The organism is Paenarthrobacter nicotinovorans (assembly GCF_021919345.1).
GTDB classification, from domain to species: domain Bacteria; phylum Actinomycetota; class Actinomycetes; order Actinomycetales; family Micrococcaceae; genus Arthrobacter; species Arthrobacter nicotinovorans.
Map to the genome: position 1 here is coordinate 4,228,775 of NZ_CP089293.1, position 20,031 is coordinate 4,248,805.

22 protein-coding genes are annotated in these 20,031 nt (G+C 63.2%); 9 read left to right on the forward strand and 13 right to left on the reverse strand.

Annotation, left to right across the window (positions count from 1 at the left end; translation table 11 throughout):
- Window positions 1-12: 12 nt before the first annotated feature.
- The 5 genes from JMY29_RS19725 to JMY29_RS19745 all read right to left on the reverse strand — a co-directional run bounded on the left by JMY29_RS19725 (window position 13) and on the right by JMY29_RS19745 (window position 4,890).
- Window positions 13-750: a VOC family protein gene (locus tag JMY29_RS19725; RefSeq protein WP_189076602.1), complete on the reverse strand. Its 738-nt coding sequence runs from the start codon at window positions 748-750 to the stop codon at window positions 13-15.
- Between the two features lie 69 nt (window positions 751-819).
- Window positions 820-1,476 (reverse strand): GntR family transcriptional regulator, encoded by a 657-nt coding sequence (locus JMY29_RS19730; protein ID WP_018779413.1) that lies wholly within the window; start codon window positions 1,474-1,476, stop codon window positions 820-822.
- 110 nt (window positions 1,477-1,586) lie between these two features.
- Complete coding sequence (locus JMY29_RS19735; RefSeq protein ID WP_018779414.1) at window positions 1,587-2,585, reverse strand: transketolase family protein; 999 nt, start codon at window positions 2,583-2,585, stop codon at window positions 1,587-1,589.
- The gene (locus tag JMY29_RS19740) at window positions 2,582-3,490 is read right to left on the reverse strand and encodes a transketolase (RefSeq protein WP_039243483.1); all 909 of its coding nucleotides are present in this window, start codon (window positions 3,488-3,490) and stop codon (window positions 2,582-2,584) included. The genes JMY29_RS19735 and JMY29_RS19740 overlap by 4 nt, the downstream gene beginning before the upstream one ends.
- Window positions 3,491-3,552: 62 nt before the next feature.
- A complete protein-coding gene (locus tag JMY29_RS19745) occupies window positions 3,553-4,890 on the reverse strand; it encodes an MFS transporter (RefSeq protein ID WP_018779416.1) in 1,338 nt (445 codons plus the stop codon).
- A gap of 205 nt (window positions 4,891-5,095) precedes the next feature.
- Here JMY29_RS19745 and JMY29_RS19750 point away from each other — a divergent pair, with 205 nt between their 5' ends.
- The 5 genes from JMY29_RS19750 (at window position 5,096) to JMY29_RS19770 (ending at window position 9,520) form a co-directional block, all read left to right on the forward strand.
- On the forward strand, window positions 5,096-5,938 hold the full coding sequence (locus tag JMY29_RS19750) for a sugar phosphate isomerase/epimerase family protein (protein ID WP_189076603.1): 843 nt from the start codon (window positions 5,096-5,098) through the stop codon (window positions 5,936-5,938).
- Between the two features lie 29 nt (window positions 5,939-5,967).
- A complete protein-coding gene (locus tag JMY29_RS19755) occupies window positions 5,968-6,741 on the forward strand; it encodes an SDR family NAD(P)-dependent oxidoreductase (RefSeq protein WP_055974092.1) in 774 nt (257 codons plus the stop codon).
- Between the two features lie 33 nt (window positions 6,742-6,774).
- Entirely contained in the window at window positions 6,775-8,511 is a 1,737-nt protein-coding gene (locus tag JMY29_RS19760; protein WP_189076604.1) for a dihydroxyacetone kinase family protein, read from the forward strand.
- Between the two features lie 9 nt (window positions 8,512-8,520).
- Window positions 8,521-8,979 carry a ribose-5-phosphate isomerase gene (locus tag JMY29_RS19765; protein WP_055974099.1) on the forward strand — a complete coding sequence of 153 codons (459 nt, stop codon included), beginning with the start codon at window positions 8,521-8,523 and terminating at the stop codon, window positions 8,977-8,979.
- Between the two features lie 79 nt (window positions 8,980-9,058).
- Window positions 9,059-9,520: a hypothetical protein gene (locus JMY29_RS19770; protein WP_018779421.1), complete on the forward strand. Its 462-nt coding sequence runs from the start codon at window positions 9,059-9,061 to the stop codon at window positions 9,518-9,520.
- 73 nt (window positions 9,521-9,593) lie between these two features.
- Here the strand turns inward: JMY29_RS19770 and JMY29_RS19775 are convergent, their stop codons facing one another.
- Complete coding sequence (locus JMY29_RS19775) at window positions 9,594-10,325, reverse strand: hypothetical protein (RefSeq protein ID WP_189076605.1); 732 nt, start codon at window positions 10,323-10,325, stop codon at window positions 9,594-9,596.
- Window positions 10,326-10,419: 94 nt separating this feature from the next.
- Window positions 10,420-11,805 carry a replicative DNA helicase gene (gene dnaB, locus JMY29_RS19780; RefSeq protein ID WP_018779423.1) on the reverse strand — a complete coding sequence of 462 codons (1,386 nt, stop codon included), beginning with the start codon at window positions 11,803-11,805 and terminating at the stop codon, window positions 10,420-10,422.
- Between the two features lie 592 nt (window positions 11,806-12,397).
- On the opposite strand from dnaB, the gene JMY29_RS19785 reads away from it, so the two are divergent.
- Entirely contained in the window at window positions 12,398-12,871 is a 474-nt protein-coding gene (locus JMY29_RS19785; RefSeq protein WP_039243490.1) for a hypothetical protein, read from the forward strand.
- A 7-nt stretch (window positions 12,872-12,878) separates the two neighbouring features.
- On the forward strand, window positions 12,879-13,454 hold the full coding sequence (locus JMY29_RS19790; protein ID WP_189076606.1) for a hypothetical protein: 576 nt from the start codon (window positions 12,879-12,881) through the stop codon (window positions 13,452-13,454).
- On the opposite strand, the gene JMY29_RS19795 is transcribed toward JMY29_RS19790, so the two are convergent.
- The 5 genes from JMY29_RS19795 to JMY29_RS19815 all read right to left on the reverse strand — a co-directional run bounded on the left by JMY29_RS19795 (window position 13,455) and on the right by JMY29_RS19815 (window position 17,235).
- Window positions 13,455-13,832 carry a TFIIB-type zinc ribbon-containing protein gene (locus JMY29_RS19795; protein ID WP_229778689.1) on the reverse strand — a complete coding sequence of 126 codons (378 nt, stop codon included), beginning with the start codon at window positions 13,830-13,832 and terminating at the stop codon, window positions 13,455-13,457.
- 49 nt (window positions 13,833-13,881) lie between these two features.
- Window positions 13,882-14,508, reverse strand: a complete 627-nt coding sequence (locus JMY29_RS19800) for an FMN reductase (RefSeq protein ID WP_039243524.1) — start codon at window positions 14,506-14,508, stop codon at window positions 13,882-13,884.
- A 90-nt stretch (window positions 14,509-14,598) separates the two neighbouring features.
- Window positions 14,599-15,558 carry an alpha/beta hydrolase gene (locus JMY29_RS19805; RefSeq protein WP_189076608.1) on the reverse strand — a complete coding sequence of 320 codons (960 nt, stop codon included), beginning with the start codon at window positions 15,556-15,558 and terminating at the stop codon, window positions 14,599-14,601.
- A gap of 18 nt (window positions 15,559-15,576) precedes the next feature.
- Window positions 15,577-16,605, reverse strand: a complete 1,029-nt coding sequence (locus JMY29_RS19810) for an alpha/beta hydrolase (protein WP_229778690.1) — start codon at window positions 16,603-16,605, stop codon at window positions 15,577-15,579.
- 117 nt (window positions 16,606-16,722) lie between these two features.
- The gene (locus JMY29_RS19815; protein WP_189076610.1) at window positions 16,723-17,235 is read right to left on the reverse strand and encodes a GNAT family N-acetyltransferase; all 513 of its coding nucleotides are present in this window, start codon (window positions 17,233-17,235) and stop codon (window positions 16,723-16,725) included.
- A 129-nt stretch (window positions 17,236-17,364) separates the two neighbouring features.
- Between JMY29_RS19815 and JMY29_RS19820 the strand changes: the two genes are divergently transcribed.
- Window positions 17,365-18,615 (forward strand): CaiB/BaiF CoA transferase family protein, encoded by a 1,251-nt coding sequence (locus tag JMY29_RS19820; RefSeq protein WP_189076611.1) that lies wholly within the window; start codon window positions 17,365-17,367, stop codon window positions 18,613-18,615.
- Window positions 18,612-19,562, forward strand: coding sequence for a beta/alpha barrel domain-containing protein (locus JMY29_RS19825; protein ID WP_189076612.1), 951 nt, complete (start codon window positions 18,612-18,614; stop codon window positions 19,560-19,562). The genes JMY29_RS19820 and JMY29_RS19825 overlap by 4 nt, the downstream gene beginning before the upstream one ends.
- On the opposite strand, the gene JMY29_RS19830 is transcribed toward JMY29_RS19825, so the two are convergent.
- A complete protein-coding gene (locus JMY29_RS19830) occupies window positions 19,559-20,008 on the reverse strand; it encodes an SRPBCC family protein (RefSeq protein WP_055974117.1) in 450 nt (149 codons plus the stop codon). The genes JMY29_RS19825 and JMY29_RS19830 overlap by 4 nt on opposite strands.
- Window positions 20,009-20,031: the final 23 nt, after the last annotated feature.

Consider the following 20,031-nt stretch of genomic DNA (forward strand, 5'->3'; position numbering starts at 1 on the left):
GTTCAGGGATGATCACCCTGGACTCAATACGCAGAAGTCGTTTCCCTCGGGGTCGGTCAGGCACTTCCAGGACACATCGCCTTGGCCGAGGTCGGCATCGCGGGCACCCAGGCTGTGGAGCCTGGCGACCCCAGCGGCTCGATCGTCGCCGGGATATGGCTTGAGATCCAGATGAATACGGTTGGGCAGGGCGTCCGGTTCGGGGGTACGAAGAAGCTCAAGGTAGGGACCAACCCCCTTGGACGAGCGCAACCTCGCATGCTCATCAGTCACCTCATGCACGGTCCAGTCCGTTGCCCGGCCCCAGAAATCGGCCATGGCCCGGGGATCTTCGCAGTTGACCACCACGGTGGCTATGGGGCCGGTGTCCTGATAGATCGCACGAGGTTCGAGTACGCAGAACAAGTTGCCCTCAGGATCAGCCATCACCACCCACGGCACCTCTCCCTGGCCAATATCCGCAGGCGAAGCACCAAGCTCCTTGAGCCGCTGTACGAGTTCCCTCTGATGATCAGCGGACGTGGTGGCAAGGTCCAGATGGACACGGTACTTCACTGACTCGGGGTCCGGAACACTGACCACGTCCACGCATACAGCCGCAGGGTCCGGCCACGTAAAATCAAGGGGTTCCACGTTGGTGACCCCCGGTCCTTCGCTGGAAACACCCCAGCCGAGAGCATCCGCCCAAAACTGCCCGAGGGCTGAGTCGTCCCCGGCCTTGAAATTCACTTGAACCAGTCGCAGTGCCATGGTTCACAATGCTATGCCCGGCTGGAGCCCGGCAACCTGCCCGATAGCCAACACGGCCCGGTTATTTGCCTAACCCACCAGATTCTCCGCCGCACCATTCATGTGTTCAATGATCGTTTCCCGTGCCTTGGCGGCATTTCCGGTCTCAATGGCGGCAACAATGTCGTGGTGCCGGCCGACGCTCATGTTTCGGGTTGCGCGTTCCAGCCCGGCGAACATGATGGACATCCGGATGGAGCCTTCCAGGGATTCCCAGGAGTGCAGCAGTGTCTCGTTTCCGGACAAGCGGCAGAGGGTGCGGTGGAACTCGAGGTCGGATTCGATCCGTTCCTCCAATGAGGATTTCGCGGCCTTCTCCATATTGTCGACGGCGGCACGTAACTCTGCGAGCGCACCCTCCTTATCGGGCATGTCGCTAAGCGTCCGGGCTGCCAAGGATTCCAGCACACCCCGGACCGCGAAGATGTCACGGATTTCCTTGACGTCCAGGTGCCTGACGGACATCCGGCCGCGTGGTCCGGCGGAGATGAGACCTTCCTGTTCCAGTTGCCGCAGCGCTTCGCGGAGGGTACCGCGGCTGATCTGCAGCATTTCGGACAGTTCGGTTTCCACAAGGTGCCGTCCGGGCTCAAGCTCGCCACTGGTGATCGCGGTCCGCAGGGCTGCGAGCGCCTGTTCGCGGAGGCTCTTCTTCTCCAGTCCCAGCAGGGAGGCTGTGGCGGCCATGGTGTGTCCTCGGTTCTATGGGCAACTGCTGACAGTCAGGTGTTAACTGTCGATACTACGGGCAGAAGTGCGGGACGGGCAGTCATATCCGTCCCGCACTGCCGGGAAACTCAGCCGAGTTCGGACAGGACCTTGGCCACGATCCGGTCCACGGACAGACCGTAGCGTTCGTGCAGTGTGGGCAGCGCACCGGCGTCGAGGAATTGGTCGGGCAGCGCGATGGGAACCACGCGCTTGCCGAGCCCGGCGGTGACGACGGCGGAGGCAACGGTTTCGAACAAACCGCCAACAACCGTGTGGTTCTCCAGGGTGACGGCCAGCCGGTCCGTGTTCAGCTCAGCCAGCACGGTGGCGGAATCGAAGGGCTTGATGGTGGGCGTGTGCACTACGGCCACGTCCACGTTGTGCTTCGCCAACGCGTCCGCCGCCTGCAGGGCACGCATGGTCATCAGACCGGAAGACACGAAGACGACGTCGTTCCCGCCGCGCAAAACCTTGGCTTTACCGAGCTCAAACTTATAGTCGTACTCGTCCAGGACGGTGGGCACATTGCCGCGCAGGAGCCGCAGGTACGTGGGCCCGTCCGAGGCAGCGAGCTGCGGAACCGCCTGTTCGATGTCAACGGAGTCGCAGGGGTCCACGATGGTCAGGTTGGGCATGCCGCGGAAGATCGCCATGTCCTCGGTGGCCTGGTGGCTGGGTCCGTAGCCGGTGGTCAGGCCGGGGAGGCCGCCCACAATGTTTACGTTCAGGTTTGGTTCCGCGATGTCCAGGCACAGGAAGTCATATGCACGCCGGGCAGCGAACACCGAGTAGGTGGATGCGAACGGGACCAGTCCCGTTTCGGCCATGCCCGCGGCCGCGCCGAAGAGGAGCTGCTCAGCCATGCCCATCTGGAAGAAGCGCTCAGGAAACGCCTTGGCGAAAATGTGCATGTCCGTGTACTTGCCCAGGTCAGCGGTGAGCCCGACAATCCGGGAGTCCGCCTCAGCGGCCTTAACCAGCGCGTGCCCGAACGGAGCTGACGTGGTCTTCTGGCCGGGATCAGCGAAGGACGCGATCATCGCCGAGGTCTTGAGCTTCGGCTTTGCTGTTGTGGTGGTGCTCATGCTGAAGCCGCCCCTTCGTATCCTGCAGTCAATTGATCGCGGCAGATCTGCCATTCGTTTTCTTCAATGCGCATGAAGTGCGCCTTCTCGCGGGTCTCCAGCAGTGGAACGCCGCGGCCAACTTTGGTGTCGCAGAGAATCACCGACGGCTGTCCGGATGCAGAGGATCCCGCAGCCGCCCTGCGGGTGGCGATGTTGTCGAACGCGGCCAGCAGCGCGCCGACGTCGTTCCCGTCCACCCGTTGGGTGTACCAGCCGAACGATTCCCACTTTTCGGTGACCGGTTCGGTGCGGAGCACCGTGTTGGTGGCACCGTCGGCCTGGAGCGCATTGATGTCCACCATGGCGATGAGGTTGCCAAGTTGGTGGTGGTGGGCGCCCATGGCGGCCTCCCAGGTGGAACCTTCGTCGAGTTCGCCGTCGGAGAGGAAGTTGATGACACGGTTGGTCGAGTTCTGCGCCCGCAGGCCCAGCGCCATGCCGACCGCGATCGTGAGTCCGTGTCCGAGCGAACCGCCGGAGATTTCCATGCCCGGCGTGTAGGTGGACATGCCGGACATAGGTAGCCGGGAATCGTCCGAGCCGTAGGTTTCAAGTTCGGACACCGGGACGATTCCGGCCTCGGCCAGGGCGGCGTAGTGGCCGATTGCGTAGTGCCCGGTGGAGAGCAGGAACCGGTCCCGGTCTGCCCAATGGGGGTCCTCGGCGCGGTAGTTGAGCTGGTCTGCGTAGACAGCGGCAAACATGTCTGCCGCACCGAGCGCCTGGCCCACATAGCCCTGGCCTTGGACCTCGCCCATGTTGAGTGCGTGGTGTCGGATACGGAATGCGGCGGCGCGGATGCGCTCTATGCGCTCCGGCGTGGGGGCGGAAACGGCGGCCGTTTCGACGGATGAGATAGTCACTGGATTCCTTCCGGAGTCGGGCGCGTACCAATGGAGAGAACGTGCCCGACGTCGATGGTTGCTTAGGCGTTTACCGTCTGGGGAGTTTTGCTGGCGGCTTCTTCGGCGAGCTGACGCTCACGCTTGCCCCAGGTTTCCTTGGTGATCAGGGCTGCCCAGAGACCGATGGCTCCATAGACGCTGAAGAGAAGCGCCGGCCCCATCCATCCCATGCTGACGAACAGCAGGGTGGTGATAAAGGGGGTGAACCCGGAGACCATGGCCGAGATCTGGTAGGACAGCGACGCCCCGGAGGAGCGGGTCTTGGCCTGGAACAACTCGGGGAACCATGCACCCTGGGCGCCGGCGAGGGAGTTCTGGCAAACCGCGTAGGCCACCACGATAGTGGCGATGATCAGGAAGAACAGGCCAGTGTTGACCAGCATGAACATGGGGATACCGAACACCACTGCGAAGGCCGTGGACCACACGTAGACGGGGCGGCGGCCAACCTTGTCTGTCAGTTTGCCCCAGAAGTACGTGGCGAAAATTCCGATTCCTGCGGCGACACAGAGCGCCACCAGGGTTTCGGTCTTGTCAGCCAGCTTGTTGGTGTGCAGGTAGGAAATCATGTAGGTCACCGACACGGCGTAGCCGGCTGTCTCAGCGATGCGGAGGCCGATGCCCCGCACGATGTTGCGCCAATCGGTCTTGATGACCTCGACAATGGGGGACTTCACGATGTCGCCCGACTTCTTGACGTCTTCGAAGACCGGGGACTCGGGAACCTTTGAACGGATGATGAGACCGACGGCAACCAGCACGATGCTGGCCAGGAACGGTACACGCCATGCCCACTCGGATCCCAGGCCCACGCTGCTCAGGAACACCAGGTTGGCGAGGAGCAGGCCGACGGGGAAGCCGGCCTGCACGATTCCCGTGAACTGGCCCTTCTTCCGCCAGGGTGCGTGCTCGTAGCTCATCAGGATGGCGCCGCCCCATTCAGCGCCGAAGGCCAGGCCTTGGATGACGCGGACGAGGACCAGGAGAGCCGGAGCCAGCAGGCCAACCTGCTGGTAGGTGGGCAGGAGGCCGATCGCGAACGTCGCCAGACCCATAAGGATGAGGGAGGCCACCAGCACCGGCTTGCGGCCGAGCTTGTCGCCGAGATGGCCGCCGATGATGCCACCCAGTGGACGGGCAGCGAAGCCGACGCCGAGGGTCGCGAAGGAGGCCAGGGTGCCGGTTACCGGGTCAGCGCCCGGGAAGAACGCCGTACCGAAGTACAGTGCTGCGGCTGTGCCGAAACCGATGAAGTCGTAGGTTTCGATGACTGCGCCAACGCCGGAACCGACGGCGACGCGCTTTGCTTCCTTGGTTCCATGAACCGGACCACGCATGGTCAGAGCTTCATTGCTCATGTGTGTCTTTCCCTTTCAAGAGTGCGGTGCGTCTTCGGCAACCCCACTGTCGACAGTCAACATAATACGTCAACTGTGACCGACACCACCAGCAATGTCAACAGTCAACTTAGGAGGTTGACTGTTGACAGTCAACCTAGCTAACGTGGTCTCCATCACTAAGGCCCCTCTCCGTCGAGGGGCTCGACACGAGGATCAAACGACGATGTTTCATCAACGACTTGGCTGTTCATCGATCAGCTTCCGCCACCAGGACCTGGCCACAGCCCTGCACACCATGCGTGGCCTCGGCTTCGAGGAAATCGACCTCGGCGCGCTCCCCGGCGTCTGTGACCATGTGCCTTACGTACTGGATGCCGAGGCAGTGGAGGCGGTTGCCGCCGTCGTCAACAGCTCGGGACTGCGCGTCCGCTCGGTCAACGGCGACGTCGGCGACCTGAACGCAACGCTCGACGCCGGCACCCGGGAAGCGCGCGAACGACACCTCGGGATGCTGCTCACCCTGGCGGCCAAGACCGGCGCGAAAGCACTTGTCCTGCCGTGCGGTGCGATCGACCACGATCCTTTGCGGGGCCTGGAAGAAGACATCGACGCTGTCGCAGCTCAACTTATTCACGCCTCTGCCCGCGCCAAGGAGTTCGGCGTCGAGCTGTGGACCGAATCCCTGCACTACTACCGGCTGTGCTGGAACACCGAACGCGCGCAGCTGCTCGCCGATCGCCTTGCCGGTTCCGACGTCGGGATCGTCATGGACTTCAGCCACATCGTCGCGTCCGGAGGCGACCCCGCGGATTTCGTGGACCGCTTCTCCGCACGGATAAAGCACGTCCACCTGCGTGACGCGGTTCCAGCGACCGCAAACGAGCCCGGGAACATCAACCTCAGCATCGGCAACGGACAAGCAGACTTCGCTGCCGGCCTTTCCGCGTTACGGGACGTTGGCTATACCGGCCACTTCTCCCTGGAACTCGAAACCCGGGACGTCACCCACGACGAACGGCCCGCGGCTGCAGCCAAAGCGGCCAGCTACATCTCAGACCTCATCTAAACCGCGTTACCTCATATTCAAGGAGCACCATGACCACCATCCAGCGCACCGCCGTCCTCACCGGAGCTACTTCCGACCGCGGCATCGGCCTCACCACTGCCCGTCGTTATGCCAGCCAGGGCTGGGGCATTGTGATCCTGGACCTCGACGGCGAGAAGTCCGCCAAGGTTGCCGCCGAGATCGCCAATGAATTCAACGTTCCCGCCTTCGGCTACGAAATCGACGTTGCCAATGAAGCTTCAGTCACCGCAGCGCAGGCCGCCGTCGCTGCAGAAGTCACCGCCGGAAACCTCCCGCCCGTCGGAGCCCTGGCGAACATCGCCGGCATCACCTCACCCGTCCCGTTCCTGGAAACCACGCTCGAGCTGTGGCACAAGGTCATGGACGTCAACGCCACCGGCACCTACCTGGTCACCAAGGCGTTCCTGCCGGACATGATCGCCAACGGTTGGGGCCGCATCGTCAACATGTCCTCGGTCTCCGCACAGCGCGGCGGCGGCGTCTTTGGCAAGGTTCCCTACTCCGCAGCCAAGGCCGCCATCCTCGGCTTCACCAAGGCACTCGCCCGCGAAATCGGCGACACCGGAGTGACCGTCAATGCCATCACCCCCGGCGCTGTGGACACCAACATCCGGGTCGGCAGCACCGAAGAGCAGGAAGCCGCCATCAACGCAGGGATCCCCTTGGGCCGCAACGCCACCACGGAGGAAGTCGCCGCTGTGATCACGTTCCTCTCCTCCGAGGACTCCGCGTACCTCACCGGCACCACCATCGACATCAACGGCGGCAGCCACATCCACTGATTCGGGCCGCTCGAAGGAAACCCAGGACCCACCATGACCAAAATCTTCAACGACCCCGCCGACTTCGCCGATGAAGCCCTTGCCGGTTTCTGTGACGCCCACTCGGACCTCGTCCGGCAGGTGGATGGCGGCGCCGTCCGTCGCAACCGCCCGGCCTCGCCGAAGGTCGCTGTCATCACCGGCGGCGGTTCAGGACACTACCCGGCCTTCGCCGGCATCATCGGGCCGGGCTTTGCTGACGGTGCAGTGGTGGGAAACATCTTCACCTCCCCGTCATCTCAGCAGGCCTACTCCGTGGCCAAGGCAGCCGACTCCGGTGCCGGAGTCGTCTTCACGTACGGCAACTACGCCGGCGATGTCATGAACTTCGGCATGGCCAGCGAACGCCTGAACGCCGAGGGCATCCGGGCAGAGAACGTTCTGGTCACCGATGACATTGCCAGCGCCTCACCCGGGGAGATCGGGAAGCGGCGCGGCATTGCCGGGGATTTCGTGGTCTTCAAGGTCATGGGTGCTGCTGCCGAAGCAGGACTTGACCTCGACGCAGTGGTTCGTCTGGGACGCAAGGCGAATGGGTTGACACGAACCATTGGCACCGCGTTTGGCGGTTGCACCTTCCCGGGAGCCGACCAACCGTTGTTCCGCCTTCCCGAGGGACAGATGGGCCTTGGGCTGGGTATCCACGGCGAGCCGGGACTGTTCGATACCGAGCTGCCATCCGCCGTCGAACTTGGCCGCGAACTGGTGCGCCGGGTCCTGGCCGAAACTCCGGCGGGCGCTTCCCGGAGACTCGCCGTGATCCTCAACGGCCTGGGTTCCACCAAGCATGAGGAGCTTTTCGTCCTCTGGCGCACCGTCGCTCCCCTGCTGCGCGAAGCCGGTTACACGCTGGTGATGCCGGAGGTGGGTGAACTGGTGACCTCGCTGGATATGGCCGGTGCGTCGCTGACGCTGACCTGGTTGGACGATGAGCTGGAGCAGTACTGGACCGCACCTGCCCTGACTCCGGCCTATCGCCGTGGCTCTGTTGGCTTCGATGCCGGTGTTTCCGAGGTCGTCCACGAGGATTCCGCGACCGAAACTGCCGACTACTCCTCCACAGCTGAGTCCCGCGCTTACGCAGCACAGTGCCTCTCGGCCCTGGACACTACCGCATCGCTGCTGCGGGCTTCCGAATCGATGCTGGGGGACATGGACGCGATAGCAGGCGACGGCGACCACGGCCGCGGCATGGTGCGCGGATCCGCAGCTGCCAACGAGGCCGCAGCAACCGCGTTCGAGCGGGGTGCGGGAGCCGGTTCGGTCCTGATCGCGGCGGGCGACGCCTGGGCAGACAAGGCTGGAGGTACCTTGGGCGTTCTTTGGGGTGCCGGGCTCCGCGCCTTCGGCGAGCGGTTGGGTGATGCAGAGACCCCGACGCCGGACGTCCTCGCCGAGTCTGTTCGCGCCTTCGCGGACCGCATCGCGGGCCTTGGGAAGGCCGAGATGGGCGACAAGACCATGATGGATGCCCTGCTTCCGTTCGCTGCGTCGCTGGAGGAACGCATCGCTTCCGGCATCCCTGTCGAAGAGGCTTGGGCAGTTGCTGCGACTGACGCTTCGGCCGCTGCCGCGTCCACCGCTGACCTCCGCCCCCTCAAAGGCCGAGCCAGGCCGCTGGCCGAGAAGAGCCTCGGTACGCCGGATCCCGGGGCGACGTCGCTCGCCATGGTGTTCACCGCCGTCGGACCGCATTTCACCGCAGTTCCCGTAGCTGCCGTTACCAACTAGGAGAATTCCATGCGCATTATCGTGGGCGCCGACGAAGCCGGCGTTGATTACAAAGACCGGATCATGGCCGACCTCAAGGCCGACTCCCGGATTACTGAAGTGATCGACATCGGAGTCAACCACGCGGATGAAGACTTTACCCGCCCCTACCCATACGTTGGAATCACTGCCGGAGAGATGATCCGCGACGGCAAGGCCGACCGGGCCATCCTGTTCTGCGGCACGGGAATCGGCGTGGCCATCGCGGCCAACAAAGTACCCGGCATCCGGGCCACGGCAGCACACGATTCGTTCTCCGTCGAACGCTCAGTCCTGTCCAACGACTGCCAGGTCCTCACCATGGGTCAGCGCGTCGTGGGCGTGGAGCTTGCCCGTCGCCTGGCCAAGGAGTGGATCGGCTACGCGTTCGATCCATCCTCCGGCTCAGCCGCGAAGGTGAAGGTGCTGAGCGACTTCGAGGGCTGCTAAGCCTTCACAACGGCTGCACAGTCATTCCTGCCCGCCTCACCAGTAGCATTGGTCCAAACAGGCCCGAGCAGGAGAGCTGATGCCCTACATCGTTGACTTCAAGAACGTTTCCACTGTGGGACTCGAGTCCTCCCCCGTAGCGGAAGCCGCCGCAGGACTACGGGCCAACGAAGCCCGCTACTACAAGAACAAGTACGACCATGAATTCACGGTCAGCCCCGCCGACGAGCTCCCCGACGTGGTGGACAGGGTGAGCCGGATCCTCAAGGAAGAACGCGACATCGTGATCAAGTCGCGGCCACTGGAAGCCACGTCTTTCCAGGTGGAGGACCTTCAGATGGCCTACGTTTTCTACGAGTCCGGGCTGTCCATCAACGTCATGTACAGCGTTGGCGAGGGAAAAAGGGCCGTCGGGTTCAAGCTCTCCGACGGCATGGAAGTCCCTGAAGAACTGGAATCAAAGTTCAAGTTTGCCCGCCAGAAATCCAAATTGGCCGGCACCATCCGCGGGTCCTACTTCGTGATCAAGGGCGAGTACTGACCCTGCTCAGGGCAGCCTTAAGCCGATGAAGGCCGTACGTGCGGACGAACCCGCCCGCACGGCCTTCACGGAACTATTTGATGAGCGCGGCGGCCTGGTCCATGAGCGCGCCTGCTGCTTCCGGCCCACCGGCCGCAGCTTCGGTACCTGAGGCCGTGGCCGAGATCAGGACACCGTCCTTGACGGCGTGCGCCGTGTAGATCGCTCCCGTTTTCCCGTCAGGCATCACCATGAGCGTCTTCAGCGCCACCGTGCCGGGCACGCCGCCAACACCTTCGATCTTTTCGGTGGAGGTTGTTATTGCCTCTCCCTCCGCGGAGAACGTCATTTTCCGGCACGTTTCTGCCAGGGACTTGCTTGACTCCACGCTCTCCTGCAGCACGGCAGAGTCGACTCCGGACGTCAGCGATACGTTGCTGATGAAATCGCCCACCTTGGCCCGGGCCGTCCCCGCGATGCTCGAACCGGAGATATCGTGCGGAACTCCAAGAGTGCGCAGGTCCTTGCAGCTTTCCGGTTCAATGGTGGCCTTGCCGAAGCCGTCCAGCAGTGAGGCGTACTGGCCCAAGAGCTCCTCACCGGAAAGTACGGCGGGACTGCTGCCATCAGAGGCCTTGATTTGCCCGACCAAAACGACGAGTTCTTCGTCGGTGTACTGCTTTGCCGGGGACGGTGTGCTGGAGGCAGTTTCGCTGGCCGCAGCCGCCGTCGAGTCCTGCGATGCCGGCGTAGTGCCGCCGCATGCCGTAAGAGTCATCGCAACGATTGCTGATGCCCCAAGTCCGAGCAGCAAGTTCTTCTTCATATGATTCCCCAATAAGTCATTGATAAACCCGCGGACGCGGACCGAGTCAACACTACTGGCCCGGTCACGTTGTCCGGGGAGGGCCACAAGAAGATTAGAACCCGCCGCCACCGCCGGTGTCGCCGGCCATGTTGGCAAAGCGCGAGTAGTGGCCTTGGAAGGCGACCACGATGTCCTTGGTGGGGCCGTTACGGTGCTTGGCGATCAGGATGTCCGCTTCACCCGCACGCGGCGATTCCTTGTCGTAAACGTCTTCACGGTGAAGCAGGATGACCATGTCGGCGTCCTGCTCGATCGAGCCTGATTCACGGAGGTCGGAAACCATCGGGCGCTTGTCTTGTCGCTGCTCGGAACCACGGTTCAGCTGTGACAGCGCGATGACGGGAACCTGGAGCTCCTTGGCGAGCAGCTTGAGTGCACGCGAGAACTCGGAGACTTCCTGCTGTCGGGACTCAACTTTCTTGCCCGAGCTCATGAGCTGGAGGTAGTCAAGGATCACGAGCTTGAGGTCATGCTGCTGCTTCAGGCGGCGGCATTTCGCCCGGATCTCCATGAGGGACATGTTGGGGCTGTCATCAATGAACAGGGGAGCATCGTTCATGCGGCCCATGGTGGTGGCAATCTTGGACCATTGCTCGTCCTTGATGGTTCCCTTGCGGAGATCCTGGAGGCCAATGGTGGCTTCTGCGGAGAGCAGACGCATGGCGATCTCATTCCGGCCCATTTCCAAGGAGAACATGACCGTGGCCAGGTTGTTCTTGATGGCAGCCGAGCGGGCGAAGTCCAACGCGAAAGTGGACTTACCAACAGCCGGTCGGGCTGCGATAACGATCATCTGGCCCGGGTGGAGGCCGTGCGTCAGTTCATCGAGCTCGTAGAATCCTGTGGGAACACCGGTCATGCCTTCGCCGCGGTGGCCCGAAGCTTCGATCTCGTCCACAGTGGACTCCATGACGTCCTTCAACGCCACGTAGTCCTCGGCGGTGCGTTTTTCAGCCACCGCGTAGACCTCGGCCTGTGCTTGGTTGACGAGGTCCTCCACCTCGCCGTCCTGGCCGTAGCCCATCTGCACAATCTTGGTGCCGGCATTGACCAAGCGGCGGAGGACCGCTCGTTCGGCCACGATCTCCGCGTAGTACCCGGCGTTTGCGGCGGTGGGAACAGTCTGGATGAGCTCGTGGAGGTAGGCGGGGCCGCCGATCCGGTTGATCTCGCCGCGCTTGGTCAGCTCGTCCGATACTGTCACGGCATCAGCAGGTTCACCACGGCCGTAGAGGTCAATGATGGATTCATAGATGGTCTCGTGCGCCGGCCGGTAGAAGTCATGTCCGCGGACGATTTCGACGACGTCGGCGATCGCATCCTTGGACAGCATCATGCCGCCCAGTACTGACTGTTCGGCAGGAATGTCCTGGGGAGGCTTCCGGCTCGAGTCCGAAGCGCGAGTGCCCTCGATTGAGTCCAAGTGCGTAACTGACAAAGCCGTCCTCCATTTTTGTACCGCTGCAGGGCTGAACTCCCTGGCGGCCTGTAAAGCGCAGTGTGTGGCTAAACCGTCCGCCGGGGTTGCTCCGAGAATGTCAGGCAGCTCCGACAAAATAGCGGTATCCACAAGTTATCCACAGCCGCTTCCCTGAGATCGTCACCGTAAGCGGCTTTTTGCGACCAAGGAAACTCGACTCGGGGATATCCGTGCCCAAAATGGACACTTCAGACACGTTACAGCAGGTACCCGAAGGCCCCTGTGGATAAGCTGTGGAATACCACCTCCACGTTGTGCACAGACTGTGCACTACTCTGTGGATAGAGAAATTCTTTTGACGGAATCAACCCTCTGACCTGCGGAAACGCTTCTCACAAGCTGTGGACTAAAGAAAGATTCAGCGGAAAATCATCCACAGCCCCAAGGGTTCCAAGGAGGCCCGGAGTGGCTAAAAGCACCATAAACATGCCCCAAATGTGATGCATCTTACTTTTCGTGGCTGAATTTGACACTATCCTCTCAGAAGCCTATGCCCACCGTGGAATGTGCTGTGGATAACGCAGTTCTGGCATAAGCTCTAAGCATGGGGATGAACTTTGGTGACGTGTTGACGATTGCCCTTCCGCTTCTTGTCCTCCTGGGCCTGTTGTGGGCCTTGACTGCGGCCTTCAAACCACGGGACACCGGGGTGTCGGATGCTGAGAGATACCAGCGGGAACTGGCAGCCCGCTCCGCCGCGCACCAGGCTTCCCAGGTCCAAGAGGCGCTGGCCCTTCGAGCCCGCATCGAGGCCACCACCAAGCCGAGCCAAAACGAAGCCCAACACAGCCAGCAGACCGAGCAGAACCGCACGGCAGTCCAGGCGCAGGCCGCCCGTTCGCAGGCCGCCGGCCAGCAGGGCCACCAACCCGCTGTGCTTCCCAACGGCCAGCTCAACCCCCAGCTCGCCTTCGAGCTGCAGAACCTGGTCCGAAGCGGCAAAAAGATTGAAGCCATCAAAGTTCTTCGCCAAGCCACCCACTCAGATTTGCTTACCGCCAAGAACTACGTAGATCGGCTCTGACAACGCCATGGATTCCATCCTCATTCCGCTCCTGATCCTCATTGCGGTGGTGGCGGGAGTGCTCCTGCTCATTCATTCCTTCACCAAGCGCTCTGCTGAAACAAAGACGGGCAACGACGCAGCAAATGCGCCAATGGACCCCGTGGATCTGGCCAAGGAGTCTGCGGCCAAGCTCAACCAGGAACAGCACCGCCAGCTGTACTCGCTCATAGCCCAGGGCCAGGGCATGGCGGCGATCAAGCTGTATCTGCAGGCCACGGGTGAGGGGCTGCGGGCCTCGCGCAACGCCGTGGGCGCTTTGGCGGCACACCCGCAACCATTCACGCCGGAAGCCCCGGCCAAAGACCTGCTCGCGGATGACGACGATGAACCGGAGCGTTTTCCCTACCGCTACAGGGCAATCGTCAGCAAGGGTGACGTCACCCGCGAAGTCAGCAGCAATATGCTCAACGACGAAATCTACGGACGGATCCGCACGTTGGCCAAGAGCGGTGACGTGGAAGGCGCGGCCTTGGCCCTGACCCGCCATTCGGACATCAACATCAAGCAGGCCCGTGAATTCATCGAGCTTCTGGACGACTAGCTAGAAGTCAAAGAGGTCGCCCAGGAAGCCTTCCTTCTTCTTCCGTTTGCGGCCGTACTGGTCGCGGCCACCATCCCGCCGGTCGTAGTCCCGACGGTCACGGTCATGATGGTCGCGGTCATGATCGTGCCGGTCGCGGCGGTCCCTGTCGTCGTACCGCGGTTCCTGCGGACGGGATTCAAACGGGTTGTAGAGGGGCGGCGGGGCGATCGGCGGTTGTGGTGGCGCCTGCCGGCTGACGGCCGGGCCGGTCTCAGCTGCTACGCGGTCAATAATCTTGTCCAGCTCACCGCGGTCCAGCCACACTCCCCTGCATTGTGGGCAGCAGTCGATCTCCACGCCGCTTCGTTCGCTCATCACCAGGTCAATGGAATCCACAGGACACTTCATGCTTGCCCCAACGACCGGCACGCGCTAAAAGTTCGGCCTACCTGCCGGCTGAGATTCCGGCCAGCAGCTGCTCGAACGGTAACGACTCGAGGGCGTTGTCCTTGCGGTGCGGCTGCGGGCCGCTGAGCAGTTGCACGAGTTCACCCGCGGCCCGGTCCACCCGCGACGAAAGTGGCGAGGCGCCGTCGTCGGTGTTTCCCCAGTCCTGCGGCCCCGCGAAGACGCCCGTAGCCGCGATCCTGGTGCGCAGGTAGCTGAACAGGGGCCGCATGGCGTAGTCGAGGACCATCTGGTGGCGGTCGGTGCCGCCCGTCGCGCCCAGCAGTACGGCCTTGCCGTCCAGCGACTTGGGATCGAGGACGTCGATGAACGACTTGAACAGACCGCTGTAAGAGGCGCTGAAGACGGGGCTGACGGCGATGATGGCATCGGAATCCTCGACGCCGGCAATCACCTCCGCGAGGCGCGGTGCGGCGTAGCCGGTAACGAAGTTGTTGGCGATGTCCACCGCGAGGTCGCGCAGCTCGACGATGTCGATCTTCGCCTCATAGCCGGCTCCGCGCAGCTGCCGCTCGGCAGAAGCTGCCAGCTGGTCCGCCAGCAAGCGGCTCGACGACGGGACGCCGAGTCCGGCGGAAAGTACGGTGATGCGGCGGGTTTCCATGGCATTCTCCTGTTGCTTGTTCATCCAGCTTACATGCATTTGCATCTAAATCTAAGAACAGGGGCCCTTCCGGAAGTATTCCCTCCTGGCCTACGGAGTCTTGAGTTGCTGCAGGAACTCCACAGTAGCCGCGGCGATCTGCGCCTGCGCCACGGACCTGTCCACGCCCGGCTGACCGTCTCCGGGCTGCGCTCCGTAATTTCCAAAGAAGGCATGGTTCCCGCCTTGGACCGCGACAAACCTGGTGTCACCCGGCAGCAAGTCGCGGGAGGCCTCGATCTTCGCCGGAGTGCTGAGGCCATCTTCTGTTCCGGAAATGGACTCGACCATCAGCCCCGCACGCTCCCGGAGGGATTCCAAAGGGTAGGAGGCGTACAGAAGCAGCCCGTCCACATCGGCGTTGCCAAGCGCGAAGGAACTGGCACTCACCCCGCCGAGCGAGTGGCCTCCCACTGCCCACGTGGTGATGGCGGGGTGGGCGGCCATGGCGCTGCGGGCCTGGTCTCCGTCCAGCAAGCTGAGGTTCAGGGGCTCTTTCAGAATGACCACCAGGAACCCGGCATCGGCGGCGGGCTTGAGCAGGTCCACGTAGGCGCGGGCTTCAACCCGGGCGCCCGGATAGAACACCAAGCCTGTACTGACCTCACTCGCCTCGGGAGTCAGCACGATCGACGTCGGATCCTCGGTGATCGAAAAGCTGGACGCCGGGCCTGAGGCCTGGTCAGCAGGTGGCTGGTACGCGAATGGATTGAGCCAGAAGAGCATTGCCACAAGCGCCAGCACCGCCACGCGCCCAAGCCAGGCCCCGACCGTCCGCACGACAGAACGCGGCCGTAGTGCGCGTCGACGCCGCCACAGCAGCAAGCCCCACAAGAGCCCGACGACGGCGGCAGTCACCAAAAGCGACGGAAGCAAGGGGTGGCCCCGCAGTACGGCCGGGTTCCCCGCAAGCATCCATGCCGGCACCAGGACCAGTACCGCGGCACAGACAACAGAAGCCCAGAAGAGGAGGGGAGTGCGGGTTATCCGACGTTCAGGGGAATCAGCCATTCCCCCATAATAGTTCCATCATGGAGATACTTTGGCGGTATACCGCGCCAGGAAATCGAACGTCCTGTCCCGGGCCTCCTGTGCCTCGCTGAAATTCAAGTGGAACTGGTATTCGTGCGGCAGCTCGGGCTCATGATTGGCCGGCCAGAACAGCTCCGTCACCGGCACCCCGGCGTCCTTCAGTCGGTTGCTGTACGGAACGGATTGGAGCCAGGTAAGGCCGTCGCCGTTGCCGCCGCTGATGAACGTCGGCGGGAAACCGGGGGTAACAAAGTCGATGGTGGACATGGTGGCCCCGGCATACGTGGCAGACCAATCCTTGGTGCCGGTGTAGGCCCAAAGGGAAGTCTTGAAACCCCACGCCACGATGCCGTTCAGGTCCGCCATGGCGCGAAGATCGTAGACACCGCAATGCAGGATGGTGGCAGCAAGCTCCGATTTCCGGAGGGCCGGCTGGATTCCCATGAGATTGGCATACTCCGGGTTCACCGTGAGCGTGGTCATCTGGCTGGCCAGCTGGGCGCCGGCGGAGTCCCCTGCGAGGACGATGCGGTTGGTGTCCACATTGAGCTCGGCGGCGTGCGCCTTGATATACGCCAGGGCTTCATTGATGTCCCGCACAGCGGTCGGGTACGTGGCCTCGGGCGCAATCGGATAGCTCATCCCAATCGTGGTGTAGCCCTTGGCCGCCAGAATCTGCAGATAGGGATTGACGTCGCGTTGTGCCCCGGAAATCCAGGCGCCCCCATGAATCCACACGACCGTAGGAAGGGGAGCCGCCGTGCCTTGCGGGCTGAAAACGTCAAACGTGGAGCCTGGCTTGTAGACAACGCCGGCCTGGGTTTCCAGGGGCGTGTCGGGAACGTAAGGCGTCATCTCGTCGATGGTGGCTTGGGCACCCCGTTCAAAAACACTGCGGATGAGCAAGGCCGAGGGCCAGGGCGTAGCGGAAAGAGCCAAGGCCAGGACCAACACCACCAGGATGGCCAGCTCGAGCTTCCGCAGCCGTGAGGTACGACGTCGTGGAACCTTCGGTCGCGGTGGCACTTGAGCCGTTTCGGCTTTCCCTGCACTGGCTTGAATCGAATCCAAAGGCCCCATCACACACTCCCCCAGTCGGCGCATCCCTGGACCCATGCTAAGGCGGGGAGCCGTTGGATGGGATCAGGACAGCGGCCGTGCCGCCGAGAGCAGGACGCCCTCACCGCCGTCGAACGTCACCGTATGAAAACCCGGGCCACGCGCGACCTCCCGAAACCCCCATTTCCGGTGCAGTGCCAACGAGGCCTGGTTGCGGGCGTTCACTACGTACCAAGCGTCGCCGGCCTGCTGCCAAATCCATTGGAGCCTTGCTTCGGTAAGCTCCTGGGCCAGCCCTCGTCGTCGGAAATCCGGCAGGACGGTGATGCCGGCCAGATAATGACCGGCGGGCGCCGATCCGTCCGGGAAATCCCATTGGTGCGTTTTGGCCCAACCCACGACGGCGGAGCCTCCTCCCGCCGGTACGTCCGGAGGCATCCCGGCCACAAGAACCAAACGCCCGGGATCAGCGATGGCGCTGCCGATCCTCAGCCCGAACGCCCGGGCGGCGGCGGGCGCGGTCCGGCCAGCGGCCAGCTCCGCCGCGACGATGCCGGGAACGTCCACCTCGGTGGCGGTCCGGATCAGGAAACCCATAGCGTGAGTCTACTTCCGTCACCGACAATGCCCGCCAACGGCCGTGACGATGGTGGAGCCGGCCATACCGTGCCAGAGTGTAAGGGGTTCCCTACTGCTGCCCTCGCCAGCCACGCACGAAAGAAGACCATGACAGAGCAAACAATCGCCCCGCTGGACGGCGTCCGGGTCCTGGAGCTCGGCAACTACATCGCGGCTCCTACCGCGGGCCGGCTCCTTGCCGACTTCGGCGCCGAAGTCATCAAGGTGGAACGTCCGGGAACCGGTGACGAATTGCGCAACTGGCGGCTCCACAAGGGCACCACCTCCATGCTCTACCGGACGCTGAACCGGAACAAGAAGTCCGTGGTCCTCGATCTCCGCACGGATGCCGGCAAACAGGCGGTCCTGGAGCTTGTGGCGAAGTGCGACATCCTGTTGGAAAACTTCCGTCCCGGCACCTTGGAAAAGTGGGGCCTCGGCCCGGAAGTCCTGAATGAGGCCAACCCCGAGCTCATCGTCACCCGTATCTCCGCCTTCGGGCAGACGGGTCCACTGTCCGGACGGCCCGGTTTTGCCGCCGTCGCCGAAGCCTACGGCGGGTTCCGCAACCTGGTGGGCGACCCGGACCGCGCACCGGTGCGCGTCGGCGTCTCCATTGGAGACTCGATCGCGGGACTGTACGCCGCCTTCGGCTCCGTCATGAGCCTCTTCCAACGCGAAGCACGACGCCGGGACCCGGGTTCCGGCATTCCCCTCACCGAACGCGTCATTGACGTTGCCCTGCATGAGGCCATGTTTTCGATGATGGAATCACTGATTCCGGATTACCAGGCCTACGGCGTGGACCGTCAGCGCGTGGGTGGGCGGATGGAAGGCATTGCCCCTTCCAACGCGTACGTGTGCGGGGACGGTGCGAGCATCGTGGTGGCCGGCAACGGTGATTCGATCTTCCAGCGGTACATGCAGACCATCGGACGCCCGGACCTGGCCGAACGCCCGGATTTGCAGGGCAATGCCGGGCGCTGGACCCGGCGTGAAGAGCTCGATCAGGCAATTGGCGAATGGACGGCCACGCTGCCTGCCGCCGAAGCCCTGGCCGTGCTGGAAGCCGCCGGCGTCCCCGCGGGACCCATCTACACAGCGGCGGACATCAGCGACGACAGCCAGTACGCGGCACGGAACATGATCCAGAAATTCGATGTTTCCACGGGCGAGGAGACCATCCCCGGCGTTGGGTTCCCGGGGATTGTGCCCGTCATCGGCGGCCAATCCCTGCCTATCCGCAACCTCGGGCCGGACCTCGGTGAGAACACCCAGGAGATCCTCGGCGGCCTGCTGGGGATGAGTGCCGACGAAATCGATGCCGCGGCCGGCCGTGAGGAAGCAGTCCGCTCATGAACCACGTTGAGAACCCCCTGGCCGGAACACTGGGCCAAGCCATCCTTCGGGACGTCACTCTGCGCGACGGCCTGCAACTCACGGGCAAGCTCCTGACGGCTGAGCAGAAGATCGAAACCGTCCGGGAGCTGCTGCGCCTGGGCGTGCCCGCCATTGAACTCGGCTCCATGGCCCGCGCCGACCTGGTTCCCACCATGGCCAACACCTTGGAAGTCGTCCAGGCGCTTACGCCGGAGGAACTGGAGAAGTGCTGGATCTGGGTAGCCACCCCCGGCCACGTGGCGAAGGCAGCGGCTGCGGGGGCGCGGAACTTCCAGTACTGCCTGTCCGCCTCAGATTCCCACAACAAGGCGAACATCGGCCGCACCACGGATCAGAGCCTGGCGGCCCTGCCCGAGGCCGTCGAATACGCACGCGCCGTGAACGGGCAGATCCAGCTGTGCATTGCAACATCTTTTACCTGCCCGTTTGAGGGCAACATTTCCGAAGAACGCATACTCTCGATTGCCAATGATCCCCGCGCCGAGGGCACCACGGACATTGTCATCTGCGATACCTTGGGCCAGGCGGTTCCTGCCCAGGTTGCCGGACTGGTGGCACGTGTGCGGGACGAATCCCCTGCCCGCCGGATCGTCTATCACGGCCACGACACCTGGGGTTTGGGCGTGGCAAATACCCTCGCAGCCATCCAGGCAGGAGCTGCCATGGTGGACGGCGCTTTGGGGGGTCTTGGCGGCTGCCCCTTTGCCCCGGGTGCCAGCGGCAACACTTCCAGCGAGGACATCCTGTTCGCGACCCGCCCGGACTGGCTGACCCCGGGAGTTTTTGGCGAACTCGTGGTGTTGTCGGAGACGTTGCTGGCGGAGCTTGATGAGCCGAACCGCTCCAAGTCAGCGCAGGGCGCACGATCCAAGGCCGACGCTTTCGACTGGGTGGTGCGCTCCTAGCTGTGCCGCCCGGCCCCGCCCAAGGCCATGAGTTCCAGCCGCCTGAGGGTTTCGCGGTTCCGGACTGCAATAACGGGATCACGCAGCTTCTTGGGCACCATCTTGCCCGGTCCACGCACGGCATCCTCAGCAATGGAAACCCTGCACTGCGAGTCTCCAACGTCTTCCAAAGTGATGCGCACTGTGGCTTCGCCCAGGGGCCAGCCCCTCGCGAGAAGCTCCAGCATCCGCCCGGGTTCGACGGCGGTCACGCGGGTGCTGTCGTCGATGAGGAACGGCCAGGAGCCCACGGAGTGACGAAGCCCGGACCCCTTCTCCGGCCAATGGTCGTCAACGGAACGGATTCTTGAGGCGCCAACCACCCACCCGGAATACAGCCAGCCCTCCTGGACAACCTTCCAAACATCTGCGGCAGGGGTTTTGAACAGCTGCGTCACGGTAGACATGTGAACCTTTCTGCGCGCGTACG